This window comes from Nocardioides mangrovi, from assembly GCF_020073815.1.
GTDB classification, from domain to species: Bacteria; Actinomycetota; Actinomycetes; order Propionibacteriales; family Nocardioidaceae; genus Nocardioides; species Nocardioides mangrovi.
Map to the genome: position 1 here is coordinate 188565 of NZ_JAIQZJ010000007.1, position 17874 is coordinate 206438.

Here is a 17874-nt window from a genome sequence, read left to right on the forward strand (position 1 = left end):
TGGCACATCGTGACTGATGGGTGGGGTGCGGTGTCGCGGACGGCGACACTCGATGCGGCGGAGCTGTCCGCGCAGGCGGCACGTGACGTGCTGCGCGACACCTGCGCCGTCGCCCATGTTCCGACCGAGTCGACCGAGACGGCGCTGCTGCTGACCAGCGAGCTGGTGACCAACGCCGTGCTGCATGCCGGCGGCAACCCGGTCCTCGACATCGACGTGCAGCCGGCCCGGCTCCGGGTCACGGTCACCGACGGCGGTGCCCCGCTCCCGGACCAGCCGGACGCGCCGGTCACCCCGGCGCCGCTGGCCGAGAGCGGCCGCGGGCTCTTCCTCGTCGAGACGCTGGCGGACCGCTGGGGCAGCGAGCCGCGCTCGCCGTACGGCAAGGCCGTGTGGTTCGAGCTCGGGCCCGGGCCCGGCTGAGGGCTGGTCCACACCGGGGATTGGCCGCACCTGCGGGCGGGTACGTCGAGCCCATGACGGTCGTTCCGCCCATTCTGGAGGTCGCCGAGTTCGGCACGCTCGCCATCACCTTCGACGAGCGGGTGCTGCGCCCCCGGCCGTGGACGGCCGACCAGTCGGCCTGGGCGGCCGAGCTGCTCCGGTCCGCGCCCGCAGGCCCGGTCCTGGAGCTCTGCGCGGGCGCCGGGCAGATCGGGCTGCTGGCCGTCGCCGACTCCGACCGACAGCTGGTCTGCGTCGACCTCTCGCCGGTCGCCTGCCAGTACGCCCGGCTGAACGCCGACGCCAACGGGCTGGGCCACCGGGTCGAGGTCCGGGAGGGTCCGATGGACGAGGTGGTCCGCGACAGCGAGCGCTTCGCCCTCGTCGTGGCCGATCCGCCGTGGGTACGCCGTACCGACGTGCAGCGCTACCCCGAGGACCCGGTCCTGGCGATCGACGGCGGCGACGACGGCCTCGACGTCGCCCGCACCTGCCTCGACGTCGCCCGCCGGCACCTGCGCCCGGGCGGGTCGGTGGTGCTGCAGATCGGCACCCAGGACCAGGTCGAGCTGCTGCGCGAGGCGTGCGGCGACCTCGAGCTCGTCGAGGTGCGGCAGGGCGAGCGCGGCGTGCTGGTCCGCCTCGACCTCCGCTGATCTACGTCTAGCTCGGTCGCAGCCGCTCCGGCAGCACCTTGTGGGTGCCGTCGCACCACGGGAAGAGTGCCGACCGGTCGCACCGGCAGACGGCGGTGACCGGTCGGGTCGTCTCGTGCGTCTCCCCGTCGCGTCCCGTCACGACGTGCCGCCCGCGCAGCAGCAGCGGCCCCCCGGGGCAGACGATGGTCTCCGGGTGCTCGTAGCCCTTCACGCGACGCGCTCCCGCTCGAGCACGCCCCAGTCGGTCAGCATCCGGCGCGCGACCCGGTCCTCGAGGTCGAGGCACGTGAAGGCGCCGAACCAGGCCTGCTCCTCCAGCCCGGGCTCGTCCGCGAGCAGGCCACCGACGATGGTGCGCACGGCGAGCTGCTCGTGCACCGCGTCGGCCGCCACGTGCTCGGTGTAGTAGTCCACGAGCTCGGCCGGCAGGCCGAGCCGTTGGAGGCCCTGCGCCATCCGACGAGACGGGAGCGAGCTGGTCGCCTCGAACGCCGCGAGGTGGCCGAGCGCCGCGCCGCGCAGTCGCCGGTGCAGCCCGAAGAGCGTCATCGCGTTGTTCTGCTCGAGGACCTCGAACGGGGCGTTGTCGGCGTAGACGCCGTACGACGGGTCGAGGTCGCAGGCGGCCATGCCCCGCGCCCAGAGGTGGTGGTGCAGCCGGTTGGGGTCGCCCGCGCCGTACTCGTCGTACTGCAGCTCCATCAGCGCCGCCTTCGCGCGGACGCCGAGTCGCGGCACGACCCACGCCGTCGGGTCGGACTCCATCAGGTGGTAAAGCGAGCGGACCCGCACCAGCTCGAGCACCTGCTCGCGGGTCGCGTCGCGGTGCACGTACGTCGCGAGCGAGTGGCCGTCCTGCTCGTCGACCCAGGTGAGGAGGTCGTCGGTGAAGGTGCGGCCCGACGGCGCGGAGAAGCGCGCGCGGAGCCGGCTCTCCAGCGCGTGCTCGAGGACCGTGCGGATCCGGATCAGCTGCGGGTCCCACTCCAGGTCGTCGGGGACGCCCGCGAGGTCGCGGTAGTGGAGCTGGTGCAGGACCCAGAGGGCGAGCGCGCCGTCCTCGGTGTCGTGGCCGGTCGTGAGCGGCAGGACGCCGAGGAACTCGCGGTCGGTGCGCAGGGCGGCGACCAGCGCCTCGCTCAGCGGGCCGCGCGGGGTGGGGAGGTCCATGCCTCGCCCGTACCCCCGCGCCCGCGTTGCACGCCCACCCTTGTGGGCGGTGCGTCGGAGTGTGCCGGGGCGGGTACGGGTGCCTCGTGCTGAGGTTCTTCGTGCTCGCAGGCCTGGTCCTGCTCGGTGCTCTCACCGTCCTCGCGGCGGCGATCGGCGGATGGGGGTGGTGGCTCCTCGCCGCCCTGCTCCTCGTGCTCGCGCTGGTGGGCTGCTACGACCTGCTCCAGCGGCGCCACTCGATCCTGCGCAACTACCCGGTGCTCGGCCACCTGCGCTTCCTGCTCGAGGGCATCCGTCCCGAGCTCCAGCAGTACTTCATCGAGCGCAACTACGACGGCCGCCCCTATGACCGGGACACGCGGTCGGCGATCTACCAGCGGGCGAAGGGCATCAAGGAGGAACAGCCGTACGGCACCGAGCGCGATCTCTACGCCACGGGCTACGAGTACCTCGTGCACTCGACCGCGCCGGTGCCCACGATGGACGCCACGCCGCGGGTCCGGATCGGGGGACCGGACTGCACGCAGCCCTACGACATGGCGCTGCTCAACGTCTCCGCGATGAGCTTCGGCTCGCTGTCCGCCAACGCGATCGAGGCGCTCAACCGCGGCGCGGCGATCGGTGGCTTCGCGCACGACACCGGCGAGGGCGCGATAAGTCCCTACCACCGCAACGGCGGCGACCTCGTCTGGGAGATCGGGTCGGGCTACTTCGGTGCCCGGACCGACGACGGCCGGTTCGACGAGCGAGAGTTCGCCGACAAGGCCGCCGACGACCAGGTCAAGATGGTCAGCCTCAAGCTCAGCCAGGGCGCCAAGCCCGGCATCGGTGGGGTGCTTCCCGCCGCGAAGGTCTCGGCCGAGATCGCCCGGACCCGCGACATCCCGCAGGGCGAGAAGTGCGTGTCCCCCGCCTACCACCAGGTCTTCTCGACGCCGCGCGAGCTGATGCGGTTCGTCGCGCACTTCCGCGAGCTCGCCGGCGGCAAGCCGGCCGGCTTCAAGCTGTGCGTGGGCTCGCGGGTCGACGTGCTGGCGATCTGCAAGGCGATGGTCGCCGAGGGGGTCACCCCCGACTTCATCGTCGTCGACGGCGCCGAGGGCGGCACCGGGGCGGCACCCCTCGAGTACGAGGACCACGTCGGCATGCCGCTGACCGAAGGCCTCCTGACGGTCCACAACGCGCTGGTCGGGGTCGGGCTGCGCGACCGCGTCCGGATCGGCGCGAGCGGCAAGGTCAGCAGCGGCATCGACGTCGTGAAGCGGATCCTGCAGGGCGCCGACTACACCAACGCCGCGCGCGCGATGATGCAGGCCGTCGGCTGCATCCAGTCGCAGAAGTGCCACACCAACCGCTGCCCCGTCGGTGTCGCCACGCAGGACCCCAAGCGGATGCGCGCGCTGCACGTCCCGACCAAGACCGAGCGGGTCGTCCGCTACCAGGCGGCCGTCGTCGACCAGGCGACGCAGGTGATCGCATCCATGGGGCTGACCTCCTTCGAGGAGCTCCGGCCCCACATGCTGCGTCGGCGCGTGCACGACGGCGTCATCGCGTCGTACGCCGAGCTCTTCGACCACCTCGAGCCCGGTCAGCTGCTCGCGGAGCCGCCGGCTTCGTGGGAGCACGACTGGGTACTGGCCGACCCGGACCGCTTCCGTCCCTGACCGTCCGACCCCTTGGAGGACCCATGCCCACCGTCGCCGAGCTGCTCGTCGACGCCCTCGCCGAGCACGGCGTGACCCAGGTCTGGGGTGTCGTCGGTGACGCCCTCAACCCGGTCACCGACGCCATCCACCACAGCGACCGCGTCGAGTGGATGGGGGTGCGGCACGAGGAGGCGGGCGCGTTCGCGGCCGGGGCGCAGGCCCAGCTGACGGGTCGGCTCGGGGTCTGCATGGGCACCGTGGGCCCGGGGTCGATCCACCTGCTCAACGGCCTCTACGACGCCAAGAAGTCGCACGCGCCGGTGCTCGCGATCTGCGGCCAGGTGCCCCGTGCCGAGATCGGGAGCGACTTCTTCCAGGAGGTCGACAACGACGTGCTCTTCTCCGACGTCGCGGTCTTCTCCGCGACCGTGACCACTCCGGAGCAGCTGCCGGACCTCATCGAGCGGGCGGGCAACGCCGCCCTCCAGGAGCGGGGCGTCGCCGTCCTCACCCTTCCCGGCGACGTCGGTGGCATGGACGTCCCGAAGGGCACGCCGGTGCCACGGTTCGTCACCGACCACCCGCCGGTGCCGCCGTCCGCCGACGCCGTGACCGCCGCGGCCGAGGCGATCAACGCCGCCGGCACGGTCACGATGCTGGTCGGCCGCGGCGCTCGCGAGGCCCGCACCCACGTGCTCGCCGTGGCGGAGCGCCTGTCCGCCCCGATGGTCCTCACGCTCAAGGCCAAGCCCGGTCTCGAGCGCGACAACCCCTACGAAGTGGGGCAGTCCGGCCTCCTCGGCAACCACGCGAGCGCCGTCGCCCTCGACGGCTGCGACCTGCTGCTGATGGTCGGCACCGACTTCCCCTACAAGGAGTTCTACCCGTCGGGGAAGGTCGTCGTGCAGATCGACGCCAGCGGCGAGCACATCGGCCGGCGCCACCCGGTCGACCACGCCCTCGTCGGCGACGCCGAGGTCACGCTGGCCGCGTTGCTGCCGCTCCTGCAGGCGAAGGAGGACACGGGCCTGCTCGACAAGGCGCGTTCGTCGTACGACGCCTGGCGCGAGCGGCAGAGCCACCTGACCGACCCCGACTACGAGCGCAAGCCGCGCGGTCTCCTGCGTCGCAAGGTGGAGAACCCGAGCGACCGGATCCGTCCCGAGCTGCTCGCCTCGGTGGTCGACCGGCAGGCCTCCGACCGGGCCGTCTTCACCACGGACACCGGCATGGCCACGACCTGGCTCGCGCGCTTCGTCCGGATGCGCGGGGACCGCGAGCTGCTCGGCTCCTTCAACCTCGGCTCGATGGCCAACGCGATGCCGCAGGCGCTCGGCGCCCAGGCCCTCGACCGGGACCGTCAGGTCGTCGCCTTCTGCGGCGACGGCGGCCTCACCATGCTGCTCGGCGACCTGATGACCGCCGTGCGCCACGAGCTGCCCGTCAAGCTGGTGGTCTTCGACAACGGCAGCCTCGGCATGGTCAAGCTCGAGATGGAGCAGGTCGGCCTCTCGCCGTACGGCACGAAGCTGGACAACCCCGACCTCGCCCGCGTCGCGGAGGCGATCGGGATGCGCGGCATCCGGGTCGAGGATCCCCACGACGTCGAGCAGGCGGTGCTCGAGGCGTTCACGCACCCGGGGCCGGTGCTGCTCGACGTGCTGACCAACCCCGACGAGATCGCGATCCCGCCGAAGCCGACCCTCGAGCAGGGCTGGGGCTTCGCGATCGCCAAGAGCAAGGAGTTCCTGGAGAGCTCGGAGTAGCTCAGCCTGCAGCGGCCCGCAGCTTCTCGAGGAGCGGCCCGGCCGCCTCGGCGAGGAACCGGTCCTGACCCTCGTCGCCGATCTGCACGAGGGCGACGTCGGTGAAGCCGGCCGTCCAGTAGGCGCTCACCGCCTCGACGATCGCGTCGAGGTCGGGTCCGCAGGGGATCGAGCCCGCGACGTCCTCGGGCCGCACGAACTGGGTCGCACCCGCGAAGCCAGCTGGCGTCGGCAGGTCGGCGTTGACCGGCCAGCCGCCGCCGAACCAGCGGAACTGCTCGTGCGCCTTCGCGACGGCGGCGTCCTCGTCGGGGTCCCAGCAGATCGGGATCTGACCGATCGCGCGGGCGTCCTCGCCGATCCGCTTCGCGCCGTCGACGGCGTTCCACCCGCTCACGAGGGACTCCTCCGGCTCGACGCCGACCAGGTGGTCGCCGAGCGGGGCCAGGGCCTCGATCGCCCGGTCGCCGGCCACGGCGAGCGCGAGGTCGACGCCGTCGTCCGGGACGTCCCAGATCCGCGCGGAGTCGACCTGGTAGTACTCGCCACGGTGGTCGACGAGCTCGCCGGTGTGCAGCGCGCGGATGATCTCCACCGCCTCGCGCAGCATGTCCTGCCGGTCCTGGATCGCCGGCCAGCCCTCGCCGACGACGTGCTCGTTGAGGTTCTCGCCGCTCCCGAGGCCGAGGGTGAAACGGCCCTCGGCAAGGATCTGCAGCGTCGCGGCCTTCTGCGCCACGACGGCCGGGTGGTAGCGCATCGTCGGGCAGGTCACGTAGGTCATCAGCCCCACCCGCTCGGTCGCCTGCGCGACCGCGCCGAGCGTCGTCCAGGCGTACGGCGCGTGCCCCTGCTCGGTGAGCCAGGGGGAGTAGTGGTCGCTCATCACCTCGAAGTCGAAGCCGAGGTCCTCCGCGGCGGCGGCGTACCGGACCAGCTCGCGCGGTCCGCTCTGCTCGGTCATGAGGGTGTAGCCGAATCGCGTCATGCGATGCCGGTACCCGGCTCGACCGCTCTCACCCGCACCCCGACGGGCGAGGTTGGGGGCCGGACGCCGGGGTACGCCGCTGCGGCGCCCCGCCTACCTCGGCCGTCGGCGCGCGGCGTCCTGGGCGGAGGGGCGCGGGGCGAGCAGCACGTCGAGGTCGAGATCGAGGTCGCGCTCGACGGCGTCGCAGATGGGGGTCTCGTTCATGGTGCCCGTCTACCCAGGACCGACGGTGCTCATCCTGTGACGTCGGTCCCGGCCGCGGCGTCCCGCTCCGCCGCCGCGAGCTGACGGTCGACGTCCGAGCGGTGGCGGCGCAGCACGGTGATCCGCCGGCCGCCCGCGCGGGCGTCCCGGGCGGCGACGATCGCCGCGGCGACGGACCTGCCGAGCGCGGTGGCGGCCGTCAGGTCGATGGTCAGGGTGTCCTCACCTGCCGCCGACGTCGAGATCGCGTGCTGGACCGCGGCCCGGTCGCCCTCGACGCAGGGTCCGGCGATCCGCAGGCGGCGCAGCCGCCGTTCGTAGCTGATGGTGCACACGTGCCCTCCCCGTCCTGGGGCAGTAACCACGAGGGCCCGCCGGCAAACGGGTGTCGGCGCGACCTGTGTCCACTTTCGGCGTGGCGGGTGTGTATTCGGACGACGGGTGTCCTAGTCTCTGGCCCGGCCCGTGGTGCCACAACGTCGTTGTCGGGTCACACACCTCGGACCGAGCGGAGCCGCCTCTACGGATGGGGAAGTCCCTGGGGGCGGCTTCCGCCTTTCCCGGGCCCTGTCCTCAGGTGGGCAGGCGGTCGGCGCGGGCGGTCACGAGCTCGGCGGGCGCGCTCAGCCGCCAGGCCTCGAAGGCGAGCTCGGCCAGCTCGTCGCGCTCGACGCCCTCGAGTCGCACCACGACCCAGCCGAACCCGCCGGCGGTGAACTGCACCTCGAAGACCTCGGGCCGCTCGGCCACGAGCGCCAGCTGCTCGGCGATGGTCTGCTTGAGGCCGACGGTGCGGGTGGCCGGCCAGAGGTAGCCGAAGACCCGGCCCGCGACCTCGAAGCGGCTCCACTTCTCACGGTCGTGCTGGCCGACCTCGGGCAGCTGACCGACCAGGTCGAGGAAGTCGGGGATCCGGCAGGGCACGGGCCGATCATGGCAAGGCCTTCCGACAGCAGGACACCCTTGTCCCGGTCGAGGAGCGCACCCTAGATTGGACACCTGTCCAAACAGTTGTTCAAGGGGAGGGTGACGTGGCATCTGCGATGCCCGAGATCGGGTGCTACGGGCTGGCCGGGCACACCGACAGTCCGCGGGACGTGGTGGCCGAGGCACGGCTGGCCGAGGAGCTGGGCATCGGGTCGATGTTCCTCTCCGAGCGCTTCAACGTGAAGGACGCCGGCGTGCTCGCGGGTGCGGTCGCGGCGGTGACCGACCGGCTCGGGATCGGGACCGCGGCGACCAACCACAACACCCGCCACCCCCTGGTGACCGCGACCCTCGCGACCACGGTGCACCGGATGTCCGGCGGCCGCTACGCCTTCGGGCTCGGCCGCGGCTTCGACCTGCTCTTCGACGTGATGGGCGTCCCGCGGGTCACCTCGGCGCAGCTGGCCGACGCGATCGGGATCTACCGGAGCCTCTGGCACGGGCAGGCCGTTCTGGGCCACGACGGCCCGGCCGGGCAGTACCCCTACCTCTCCCAGGACAGCTCCTTCGACGAGGACATCCCGGTCCTGATGATGGCGATCGGCCAGCAGAGCCTCGAGCTCGCCGGCCGGGTCGCCGATGGCGTCGTGCTGCACACGTTCCTCACCGACGAGGCGCTCGCCCGGTCCGTCGCGACGGTGCGGCGCTCGGCCGAGGAGGCGGGGCGCGACCCGGCATCGGTGCGGGTCTGGGCGGTGCTCGGGACGGTGCCCGACGGGTTGCCCGAGGAGCTGCGACTGCGCAAGCTGGTCGGCCGGCTCGCGACGTACCTCCAGGGGTACGGCGCGGTGCTCGTGCGGGCCAACCAGTGGGACGACGCGGACCTCGAGCGCTTCCGCTCCGACGAGCTCGTGCAGGGCTACCCGGGTGCCTTCGACGCGATCGGCAGCGTCGAGGAGCTCAGCCACCTGCGCGACGACGTGCTGCCCGCGTCCTGGCTGGCCGCGTCGGCGACCGGCGACCCGGCGGCCTGCGCCTCGCGCATCCAGGACCAGCTCGACGCCGGCGCCGACAGCGTGATCCTGCACGGGGCTACCCCGACCGAGCTGGTGCCCGTGCTCGAGGCGTGGCGCGCCGTACGCCCGTCGGGGCTGGACGTGCTGCCCGCCAACCCGGGCTGGGTGACCGCGCCGTGAGGCTCGAGGAGCTCACCCCCGCGTGGCTCGCGGGGGTGCTCGGGCGACCGGTCGACGCGCTGGACGTCGCGCAGGTCGGCACCGGCCAGATCGGCACCTGCTTCCGGCTGCGCGCCGCGGGCGGGTCGCCGGAGACGGTGCTGGTGAAGCTGCCGCCGCCCGACCCGGCCGCCCGGGACATGATGGCCGGCGCCTACCGGGGCGAGGTCCGCTTCTACCAGCTCCTCGCGGACACGGTCACGGTCCGGACGCCCGCGTGCCACCTGGCCGAGGTCGCCGACGACTCCGGCGACTTCGTGCTCGTGCTGGAGGACCTCGCGCCGGCCGCCCAGGGTGACCAGATCGCCGGCTGCTCGGTCGACCAGGCCCGCGACGCGGTGGTCAACCTGGCCGGCCTGCACGGGCCGCGTTGGAGCGACCCGAGCCTGCTCGACATCGACACCCTGACCCTGAACGGGCCGGACGAGATCGCGCTGCTGCTGGAGATGTACGGCCCGACGACCGAGCTCTTCCTCGACGGGCTCGGCGACCTGGTCGCGCCCGCCGACGCCGCGGTGCTCCGGGCGTGCGTGGACGCGATCGGGCCATGGCTGCTCGGCCGGACCGAGCGCTTCGGCCTGGTGCACGGCGACTACCGGCTGGACAACCTGCTCTTCCCGCCGGACGGCGGCCCCGGCGTCGTCGCCGTCGACTGGCAGACGCTCAGCCTGGCGCTGCCCGCCCGCGACCTCGCCTACTTCCTGGGCACGAGCCTCCGCGTCGCGGACCGGCGGGCGCACGAGCGCGACCTCGTGGCGGCCTACCACCACGCCCTCGCGTCGTACGGTGTCGCCGACTACTCGCTCGACGACTGCTGGGACGACTACGTGTTCGCGCTGATCCAGGGCCCGCTCGTGTCGGTGTTCGGCTGTGCCTACGGCACCCGCACCGAGCGTGGCGACCGGATGTTCGCGGCGATGGTCGAACGTTCGTGCGCCGCCATCCGCGACCTCGGCACCCTCGATCTGCCGGAGCTCGCCGCGCGATGACGACCGAGGTCCGCACCGAGCTGCGCCCCGACGGCGTGGCGGTGCTGACCCTCGACGGCGGCGACGGTCGCAACGCCTTCGGTGCCGCGACCGGCCGAGCCCTCGGCGAGGCCTACGCCCGCTGCGACGCCGACGACGACGTCCGGGCCGTGGTGCTGACCGGCGCGGGCTCGTCCTTCTGCGTCGGCGCGGACCTCGCGTCCGCCGACGTCTTCGGCGCCGCGGGGGAGTCGTTCTCCGCATCGCCGGTCGACCCGCCCGCCTTCGCGGTCCGCAAGCTCGTCGTGGCCGCCCTCAACGGCCACGCGATCGGCATCGGCCTCACCCTCGCCCTGCAGTGCGACGTCCGGATCGTCGCCGCCGACGCCAAGCTCGCCATCCCGCAGGTGCGCCGCGGCATGCTCGGCGACGCCGCCAGTCACTGGACGCTGCCGCGCCTCGCCGGCCGCGCCGTCGCCGCCGAGCTCCTGCTCACCGGCCGCACCCTCTCGGGCACCGAGGCCGTCGCCCGCGGCCTCGCCACCGAGGCCCTCCCCGCCGCCGACGTCCTCCCCGCCGCCCTCGTCCTCGCCGCCGACGTCGCGGTCCACGCCAACCCCGCCTCCGTCGCCCTCAGCAAGCGCCTCCTCTGGTCCGACCTCGGCCCCGACGAGATCGCCGCCGCCGAGACCGACGCCCACCGCCTCCTCATGGGCACCCCCGACGCCGCCGAGGGCCCCGCCGCCTGGCGCGAACGCCGTACACCCGAGTGGACGTCGCGCGTCTCGGACCTCCCACCCCTCGACTGAGCCGATGCCCGTTGGTCGGGGTGCGAAGGCGCGCAAGCGGTCCGCAGGTTGAGGTGCGAGGAGCGTCAGCGACGAGCCTCGAAGCCCGGTGAGTCGAGAATCGGGGTCCGGAAGGAGAGCGCCGCGGCGCTATTCGCGCCGGTGAAAGGTGACCGACCCGTTCGGGCCGCGGCTCATGCCGTACCCGTTGTCGTGGGCCTTCATGTGGTGCCAGTGGCAGAGCCCGATGGCGTTGGCGAGGTCGGTGCGGCCACCCTTGGCCCAGGGGGTGGCGTGGTGGGCGTGGAGGCCGGTCGTCCGGTCGCAGCCCTCGGTCGCGCACTGACCCTGCTGCTTGATGGCGATGCCGATGCGTTGGGCCTGGGAGTGCAGCCGCTGCTCACGACCGAGATCGAGGACCTCGGACTTGCCGTTCATGACGACGGGCAGGACCCCTGCCTCGCAGGCCAGCTGCCGGGCGAGGGCGGGTGAGATGCGGTCGCCGGTGTCGAGGATGGTCCCGGCCTGCTCGAGCCGGCCCATCAGGGAGTCTTCGGTGATGGTGACGAGGAGGGTGGCGTTGAGGCTCCCGGTCTTGGGGAGCTTGTCCTTCGGGTAGCGCATGATCAGCTCGCTGAATGCCTGTCCCATCTCCTCGGGTCCGGTCCCGGAGCCCTTCACCGCGTTCTGGTGCTTGGCGGCCATGGTCGCGAGGACGATCTTTGTGAACGCCGTCCCTTCGAGGGTGGGCATGACGCCTTGGTAGTGGGTCTTCCCGTGCCCGTCGTCCCAGATCCGCAGGTAGGTCGCCCTCAAGGCGGCTTGTTCTTGGCGTTCGAGGATCTCGGCCTCGTGGGCGTCGGCGCCGTCGGGGTCGATGACCTCCCACAACCGCCGGCCGAGCCGGTCCAAGGCTGTGGCGTCGTGGTCGGCCGCGAGGTCGAGCAGGTGCTGCTCGGCCTTGGTCTTCTGCTCGGCGGTGGTCTCGTCGGGGAGGGTGTCGACCCACCGCAGGATCACCCGGGCCTGGTCGCGACCGATCAGCCCGGCAGCCAAGGCGGCTCGGGTGAACGGGTGGGCGTGCAGCTGCTTGCCGAGCTTCACGATCGCGTGGGCTGCGGCGCGGGTGGTCCGGGTCTGGTTGGCCAGCCACACCGCGGTCGAGGACGCGCCGCGGTCCTGCCCGACGTGTTGGTCGTCGGCGTGCCGCGCGACCCGGGCCTCGAGCTCGGCGACCTGCGCCTTCAGTGACTGAAGCTCGATGAGCGCGTCCGCGGCTTCGGTGTCGGTCATCGACCATGCGGCAGCGTCGGCGACGGAGGTCAGATCAGCACTGGCGTGCGCGATCGCCACCGACACTCGGTGGGTGGGAGTCGCGTTCGTTGCCATACGTCCACTCAACCACTGGCCACCGACACTGATGATGCTCAGAACCCCCGTATCCACAGGGCTCTGGGTCACAGGATGGTCACGATCCCGAGCCGTGTTCCGGACATCGGGCCGTGGTTGGCTTTCCGGGGTTTCGAGGCTCGTCGCTGGCGCTCCTCGCACCTCAACCACCGTGCCGAGATCACCGGAAACCCGGGAGGCGACGTCGACGCGAAGCGCGCCGTACCCGCCTTTGCTGCCTGTCGGCGAGTAGTCCGTGTCCTCCCGCAGGTCGAAGGTCAGCTCGCCGGGTTTCGAGGCTCGTCGCTAGCGCTCCTCGCACCTCAACCAGCGGAATGGCTCAACCAGCGGTGCCGTAGCTGACCTGGAGCTCCTTGACGCCGTGGATCCAGGAGTGGCGGAGGCGGCGGGGTTCGGCGAGCTTGCTGATGTCGGGGACGCGGTCGGCGAGGACGTCGAACATGATCGCGACCTCCTGGCGGGCGAGGTTGGCGCCGAGGCAGTAGTGGGCGCCGTGGCCGCCGAAGGCCAGGTGGGGGTTGGGGTCGCGGGTCACGTCGAAGGTGAAGGGGTCGCGGAAGACCGACTCGTCGAAGTTCGCGCTGGCGTAGAAGAGCGCGAGGCGCTGCCCCGCGGGGATCGGCGTACCGCCCACCACCACGTCGCGCAGCGCCGTGCGCTGGAAGACCGTCACCGGCGTCGCCCAGCGGATCACCTCGTCGACCATGGTCGCCGGCCGCTCGGCGTGCCACAGCGCCCACTGGTCGGGGTGGTCGAGGAAGGCGTTCATGCCGTGGGTGATCGCGTTGCGGGTGGTCTCGTTGCCGGCCACGGCCAGCAGGATCACGAAGTAGCCGAACTCGTCGTCGTTCAGCCCGCGGCCCTCGTCGGAGGCCTGCAGCAACGTGGTGATGAGGTCGGCGCGCGGATGGAGCTTGCGGTCCGCCGCCAGCTCCATCGCGTAGAGCACCAGCTGCGCCGCCGCCTGCGACGGGTCGCCCGGGAAGTCGGGGTCGTCGGACGCGAGCATCGTGTTGGACCAGTCGAAGACCTTGCGCCGGTCCTCCTGGGGGATCCCGAGCAGGTCGGCGATCACCATCAGCGGCAGCTCGGCGGCGATCTGGTCCACGAAGTCGCCGGACCCGCTGGCCAGCGCCTCGTCCACCAGTGCGTGCGCGCGCTCAGTGGTGATGTCGTGCAGACCCTTCACGTTGCGGGCGGTGAAGCCGCGCGCGACGATCCGCCGCATCTCGCCGTGGTGCGGCTCGTCCTGGTTGATCAGCATCACCCGCGTCGCCTCGAGCGACTCGCGCGTCACGTCCTCGGCGTTGGAGCGGATGATCGCCGTGTTCTCGTACGTCGAGAAGTCGCGACTGCGCGAGACCGCGGCGACGTCCTCGTGCCGGGTGAGCGCCCAGTAGCCGGTGCCGGACTCGGGCGCCATGCCGCGCCGCGCCGACGCCGGCTGCTCCACCCAGTGCACGGGTGAGGTGGCGCGGAGCTCGCGGAAGTAGTCGTGCGGGAGGCCGCGTTCGTTGACCTCGGGGTCGGTCGGGTCCACGCGCGCCAGTGTGGACCAGGGGCTTGCGGCGCGTCATCGGATCCGGTTAACTGGACACGTGTCCAGCCAACTGTCTGTCTCGCCGCGCCAAGGGCTCAACGCGCGCCAGGCCGAGACCGCCGAGCGGCTGCTCGCCGCGGGGCTGGCGGAGCTCGAGGCGGTCGGTCACGAGACCCTGACCATCCGCACGGTCGCCCAGCGGGCGGGCGTCTCGCCGGCGACGGCGTACACCTACCTCGCCTCGAAGAACCACCTCTTCGCCGAGCTCTACCTGCGCTACCTGGTCGCCGACGAGGGCTGGTCGCCGTCGGGCGAGACGCCGCTCGAGCGGCTCCAGTCGGTCACCCGCCACCTCGCCGAGCAGCAGGCGGCGGCCCCCGCGCTCGCCGCCGCCGTCACCCCGGCGCTGCTGGGCTCCGACCCGGACGTCGAGCGGCTGCGGCTGCGGATCGGCGCGGAGTTCGTGGACCGCTTCCGGGGCGCGCTCGGCGACGACGCCGACCCGGCGGTCGTCGAGGCGGTCGCACTGGCCTTCTCCGGCGCGCTGCTCCAGGCCGGCATGGGCCTGATGACCTATCCCGAGCTCGCCGACCGCATCGACGCGGTCGTCGCCGTGATCATGAAGGGCCACTGATGAGCACCCTGCAGCAGGCGCCCCACGTCCTGGACCCCTACGACTACGGCTTCCAGAACGACCCCTATCCGACGTACGCCTACCTCCGTGAGCACGAGCCGCTCCACCACAACCCGACGCTCGACCTCTGGGCGCTGACCCGGCACGCCGACATCGCCGAGGCCGTCCGCACCGAGGGCACCTACTCCAACTCCTGGGGTGTCGCGATCGAGGAGTCGGCGTGGGGTCCCGACGCCCACAAGGTGATGTCGATCCTCGGCATGGACCCGCCGCGCCAGAAGCAGATGCGCGCCCTGGTCTCCCGCGGCTTCACCCCGCGCCGCGTCTCCGACCTGCTGCCCCGCATCCAGGCGCTCACCGACCGCTACCTCACCGAGTGCCTCGAGCGCGAGAGCTTCGACTGGATCGCCGACTTCGCCGGCAAGCTCCCGATGGACGTCATCTCCGAGATGATGGGCGTCCCGGAGGAGGACCGGGCCGAGATCCGGCGCCAGGCCGACATCGTCGTCCACCGCGAGGAGGGCGTGTACGACGTACCACCCGCCGGCGCGGAGGCCTCGCTCTTCCTGGTCGGCTACTACCAGGACATGGTGGCCCAGCGTCGTCGGCAGCCGACCGACGACCTGACCAGTGCGCTGATCGAGGCCGAGGTCAACGGCGAGCGGCTCTCCGACGAGGACGTCATCGCCTTCCTCTTCCTCATGGTCGTCGCGGGCAACGAGACCACCACCAAGCTGCTCGGCCACAGCCTCGTCCACCTGACCCGGCACCCGGACCAGTTCGAGAGCGTCTTCACGCGGCCCGAGCACGCCGACGACCTCGTGATCCCGTGGATCGAGGAGACGCTGCGCTTCGACACCTCGAGCCAGCTGCTCGCCCGCTACCTGCTCCGCGACGTCGAGATGCACGGAGTCGTCGCCCCCGCCGGCTCGAAGCTCCTGCTCTGCCTGGGCTCGGCCAACCGCGACGAGCGGGTCTTCAGCCGTCCCGAGGAGTACGACATCTCCCGGGACAAGGAGGAGCTGTCGCACCTGCTCAGCTTCGGCGGCGGCCGGCACTTCTGCCTGGGTGCCAACCTGGCCCGGCTCGAGGCGCGCATCGCCCTGGCCGCACTGGTCAGGCGGGTCCGCACCATCGACGTCGCGCACGACGACTGCGTGCGCGTGCACTCGGTCAACGTGCGCGGCTTCGCGTCCGTCCCGGTCACGGTCGGGGTGCGCTGATGGGCCGCTTCGTCCACCCCGAGCGCCGGCCCGCCGCCGTCACCGGCGCCTCGTCGGGCATCGGCGCCGCGACCGCGCTCGCGCTGGCCGCGCTCGGCCACCCGGTCGCGCTCGGCGCGCGCCGTACCGACCGGCTCGACGAGCTCGCCGCCCGGATCCGCGCCGAGGGCGGCGAGGTGTCCGCCCACGCGCTCGACCTGACCGACGACGAGTCCGTCGCCACCTTCGCGGAGAAGGTGACCGCCGACCTCGGCGACATCGAGGTCGTGATCAGCAACGCCGGGCTGGTGCAGCCAGGGACGACGTACGAGGTCGAGACGGCGCAGTTCGCCCATGAGATCGACCTCAACATCGTCGGCGCGCAGCGGCTCGCGCGCGCCTTCGTGCCCGGCATGGTCGAGCGGCAGCGCGGCGACATCGTCTTCGTCTCCTCCGACGTGGCCGTCCGGGCCCGGCCCTTCATGGCGTCGTACGCCGCCGGCAAGTGGGGCCTCGAGGGCTTCGCCCACGCCATGCAGATGGAGCTCGAGGGCACCGGCGTGCGCGCGTCGATCGTTCGTCCCGGCCCGACGCAGAGCGAGATGGGCTCGGCGTGGGCCGACGAGGACGCCGCCTTCGTCATCACCCAGTGGGTGCGCTTCGGCCTGGCCCGCCACCCGCGCCTGCTCAAGGCCTCTGCCCTGGCCGATGCGATCGCCACGATCGTCACGGCGCCGCGCGGGGTCCACCTCAACCTGGTCGAAGTCACCCCCGAAGCCACCGTGGAGCCCCGATGACCGTGTCCGACATCCCCGAGGTCTCCTACGCCGTCGCCGACGACGGGCACGGCCACCTGGCCGAGATGCGGGTCGACCCGATCGGCCTCTTCCAGCGCGTGTACGACGAGTGCGGCGACATCGGCCGCTTCCGGCTGGCCGACAAGGACGTCGTCCTCGTCTTCGGCGGCGAGGCGCAGGAGCAGTTCTTCCGGGCCCCCGACTCGACCCTCGACCAGGCGGCGGCGTACCCCTTCATGACGCCGATCTTCGGCAAGGGCGTGGTCTTCGACGCCTCGCCCGAGGAGCGCCAGCAGATGCTGAAGAACCAGGCCCTGCGCGGCGAGCAGATGCGCGGGCACGCCTCGACGATCGAGGCCGAGATCAACCGGATGGTCGCCGCGTGGGGCGACGAGGGCGAGATCGACCTGCTCGACTGGTTCGCCGAGCTGACCATCTACACGACGTCGTCGTGCCTGATCGGCAAGCCCTTCCGCGAGGAGCTCGACGAGCGCTTCGCCCACGAGTACCACGAGCTCGAGCGCGGCACCGACGCCATCGCCTACGTCGACCCCTACGCCGACATCGAGTCCTTCCGCAGGCGCGACGCCGCGCGCGAGAACCTCGTCGCGCTCGTCCAGGGGATCATCGACAGGCGCAAGGCGCGGGCCGAGGTGAATGGAGGGAGCGTCGCCAAGGAGGACCGCGACCTCCTCGACGTGCTCATCTCGATCGACATGAGCGCCGACTACATCACCGGCATCTTCATCTCGATGATGTTCGCCGGCCACCACACCTCGTCGGGCACCGCGTCCTGGGCCCTGATCGAGCTGATGCGCCACCCGGAGACGATGTCGGCGGTGGTCAAGGAGCTCGACGAGCTGTACGCCGACGGCTCGGAGGTCTCCTTCCAGGCGCTGCGGTCGATCCCGGTGCTGGAGTCGGCGCTCAAGGAGACGCTGCGGCTGCACCCGCCGCTGATCATCCTGATGCGGGTGGTCGTCGAGGAGATCGAGCTGGCCGGCCACGTGATCCCGGCGGGCACCGTCGTCGCCGCCTCGCCCCGGGTCTCCAACCGGATCGCCGAGGACTTCCCCAACCCGGAGTCCTTCGACCCCGGCCGCTACATCGACCCGCGCCAGGAGGACCTCCAGAACCGCTGGACCTGGATCCCCTTCGGCGCCGGCAAGCACCGCTGCGTCGGCAACGCCTTCGCGATGATGCAGATGAAGGCGATCTTCTCGGTGATCCTGCGCGACTACGAGTTCGAGATGGTCCAGCCGTCCGAGGACTACCGGGACGACGTGTCGAAGATGGTCATCCAGCTCGCGAAGCCCGCCCGCGTGCGCTACCGCCGGAGGGCGCGATGACGCTGGTTGAGGTGCGAAGGCGCCCCGCGCCTGAGCCTCGAAACCCGGTGAGGCGTACGACGGCCCCGGACCAGGCGGTCCCCCGGCAAGACGGGTTTCGAGGCTCGGCGCTAGCGCGCCTCGCACCTCAACCGGCGTGGG

At 72.1% G+C, this 17874-nt stretch carries 18 protein-coding genes; 11 read left to right on the top strand and 7 right to left on the bottom strand.

Annotated features, from left to right (window positions below):
• Nucleotides 1-9: 9 nt before the first annotated feature.
• Both K8U61_RS13400 and K8U61_RS13405 read left to right on the top strand, forming a co-directional pair.
• Nucleotides 10-423 carry an ATP-binding protein gene (locus K8U61_RS13400; RefSeq protein ID WP_224123533.1) on the top strand — a complete coding sequence of 138 codons (414 nt, stop codon included), beginning with the start codon at nucleotides 10-12 and terminating at the stop codon, nucleotides 421-423.
• A gap of 53 nt (nucleotides 424-476) precedes the next feature.
• Nucleotides 477-1100: a methyltransferase gene (locus K8U61_RS13405; protein WP_224123534.1), complete on the top strand. Its 624-nt coding sequence runs from the start codon at nucleotides 477-479 to the stop codon at nucleotides 1098-1100.
• A 7-nt stretch (nucleotides 1101-1107) separates the two neighbouring features.
• Here the strand turns inward: K8U61_RS13405 and K8U61_RS13410 are convergent, their stop codons facing one another.
• Both K8U61_RS13410 and K8U61_RS13415 read right to left on the bottom strand, forming a co-directional pair.
• Entirely contained in the window at nucleotides 1108-1314 is a 207-nt protein-coding gene (locus tag K8U61_RS13410) for a CDGSH iron-sulfur domain-containing protein (protein ID WP_224123535.1), read from the bottom strand.
• Nucleotides 1311-2273 (bottom strand): iron-containing redox enzyme family protein, encoded by a 963-nt coding sequence (locus tag K8U61_RS13415; RefSeq protein ID WP_224123536.1) that lies wholly within the window; start codon nucleotides 2271-2273, stop codon nucleotides 1311-1313. The genes K8U61_RS13410 and K8U61_RS13415 overlap by 4 nt, the downstream gene beginning before the upstream one ends.
• A gap of 86 nt (nucleotides 2274-2359) precedes the next feature.
• Between K8U61_RS13415 and K8U61_RS13420 the strand changes: the two genes are divergently transcribed.
• The gene (locus tag K8U61_RS13420) at nucleotides 2360-3940 is read left to right on the top strand and encodes an FMN-binding glutamate synthase family protein (RefSeq protein ID WP_224123537.1); all 1581 of its coding nucleotides are present in this window, start codon (nucleotides 2360-2362) and stop codon (nucleotides 3938-3940) included.
• Between the two features lie 23 nt (nucleotides 3941-3963).
• Nucleotides 3964-5688 (top strand): thiamine pyrophosphate-dependent enzyme, encoded by a 1725-nt coding sequence (locus K8U61_RS13425; protein ID WP_224123538.1) that lies wholly within the window; start codon nucleotides 3964-3966, stop codon nucleotides 5686-5688.
• Between the two features lies 1 nt (nucleotide 5689).
• On the opposite strand, the gene K8U61_RS13430 is transcribed toward K8U61_RS13425, so the two are convergent.
• The 3 genes from K8U61_RS13430 to K8U61_RS13440 form a co-directional block, all read right to left on the bottom strand.
• Nucleotides 5690-6676: an LLM class F420-dependent oxidoreductase gene (locus tag K8U61_RS13430; RefSeq protein ID WP_224123539.1), complete on the bottom strand. Its 987-nt coding sequence runs from the start codon at nucleotides 6674-6676 to the stop codon at nucleotides 5690-5692.
• Nucleotides 6677-6912: 236 nt separating this feature from the next.
• The gene (locus K8U61_RS13435) at nucleotides 6913-7218 is read right to left on the bottom strand and encodes a hypothetical protein (protein WP_224123540.1); all 306 of its coding nucleotides are present in this window, start codon (nucleotides 7216-7218) and stop codon (nucleotides 6913-6915) included.
• A gap of 238 nt (nucleotides 7219-7456) precedes the next feature.
• Complete coding sequence (locus K8U61_RS13440) at nucleotides 7457-7807, bottom strand: MmcQ/YjbR family DNA-binding protein (protein ID WP_224123541.1); 351 nt, start codon at nucleotides 7805-7807, stop codon at nucleotides 7457-7459.
• A gap of 107 nt (nucleotides 7808-7914) precedes the next feature.
• Between K8U61_RS13440 and K8U61_RS13445 the strand changes: the two genes are divergently transcribed.
• The 3 genes from K8U61_RS13445 to K8U61_RS13455 are packed head-to-tail and all read left to right on the top strand — an operon-like array spanning nucleotide 7915 to nucleotide 10822.
• On the top strand, nucleotides 7915-9006 hold the full coding sequence (locus K8U61_RS13445; protein ID WP_224123542.1) for a TIGR03857 family LLM class F420-dependent oxidoreductase: 1092 nt from the start codon (nucleotides 7915-7917) through the stop codon (nucleotides 9004-9006).
• Nucleotides 9003-10034: a phosphotransferase family protein gene (locus K8U61_RS13450; RefSeq protein ID WP_224123543.1), complete on the top strand. Its 1032-nt coding sequence runs from the start codon at nucleotides 9003-9005 to the stop codon at nucleotides 10032-10034. The genes K8U61_RS13445 and K8U61_RS13450 overlap by 4 nt, the downstream gene beginning before the upstream one ends.
• Nucleotides 10031-10822 carry an enoyl-CoA hydratase/isomerase family protein gene (locus tag K8U61_RS13455; RefSeq protein WP_224123544.1) on the top strand — a complete coding sequence of 264 codons (792 nt, stop codon included), beginning with the start codon at nucleotides 10031-10033 and terminating at the stop codon, nucleotides 10820-10822. Before K8U61_RS13450 ends, K8U61_RS13455 begins: the two co-directional genes overlap by 4 nt.
• 129 nt (nucleotides 10823-10951) lie before the next feature.
• On the opposite strand, the gene K8U61_RS13460 is transcribed toward K8U61_RS13455, so the two are convergent.
• Together K8U61_RS13460 and K8U61_RS25495 are read right to left on the bottom strand one after the other, a co-directional pair.
• On the bottom strand, nucleotides 10952-12094 hold the full coding sequence (locus K8U61_RS13460) for an HNH endonuclease signature motif containing protein (RefSeq protein WP_224123545.1): 1143 nt from the start codon (nucleotides 12092-12094) through the stop codon (nucleotides 10952-10954).
• Between the two features lie 436 nt (nucleotides 12095-12530).
• Entirely contained in the window at nucleotides 12531-13751 is a 1221-nt protein-coding gene (locus K8U61_RS25495; protein WP_224123546.1) for a cytochrome P450, read from the bottom strand.
• Between the two features lie 58 nt (nucleotides 13752-13809).
• Here K8U61_RS25495 and K8U61_RS13470 point away from each other — a divergent pair, with 58 nt between their 5' ends.
• From K8U61_RS13470 to K8U61_RS13485, 4 genes are read left to right on the top strand one after another with little or no spacing between them, the layout of a single operon-like run.
• A complete protein-coding gene (locus tag K8U61_RS13470) occupies nucleotides 13810-14385 on the top strand; it encodes a TetR/AcrR family transcriptional regulator (RefSeq protein WP_224123547.1) in 576 nt (191 codons plus the stop codon).
• Entirely contained in the window at nucleotides 14385-15608 is a 1224-nt protein-coding gene (locus tag K8U61_RS13475) for a cytochrome P450 (protein WP_224123548.1), read from the top strand. Before K8U61_RS13470 ends, K8U61_RS13475 begins: the two co-directional genes overlap by 1 nt.
• Nucleotides 15608-16384, top strand: coding sequence for an SDR family oxidoreductase (locus K8U61_RS13480; RefSeq protein WP_224123549.1), 777 nt, complete (start codon nucleotides 15608-15610; stop codon nucleotides 16382-16384). The genes K8U61_RS13475 and K8U61_RS13480 overlap by 1 nt, the downstream gene beginning before the upstream one ends.
• Nucleotides 16381-17733, top strand: coding sequence for a cytochrome P450 (locus K8U61_RS13485; protein WP_224123550.1), 1353 nt, complete (start codon nucleotides 16381-16383; stop codon nucleotides 17731-17733). The genes K8U61_RS13480 and K8U61_RS13485 overlap by 4 nt, the downstream gene beginning before the upstream one ends.
• Nucleotides 17734-17874 lie beyond the last annotated feature (141 nt).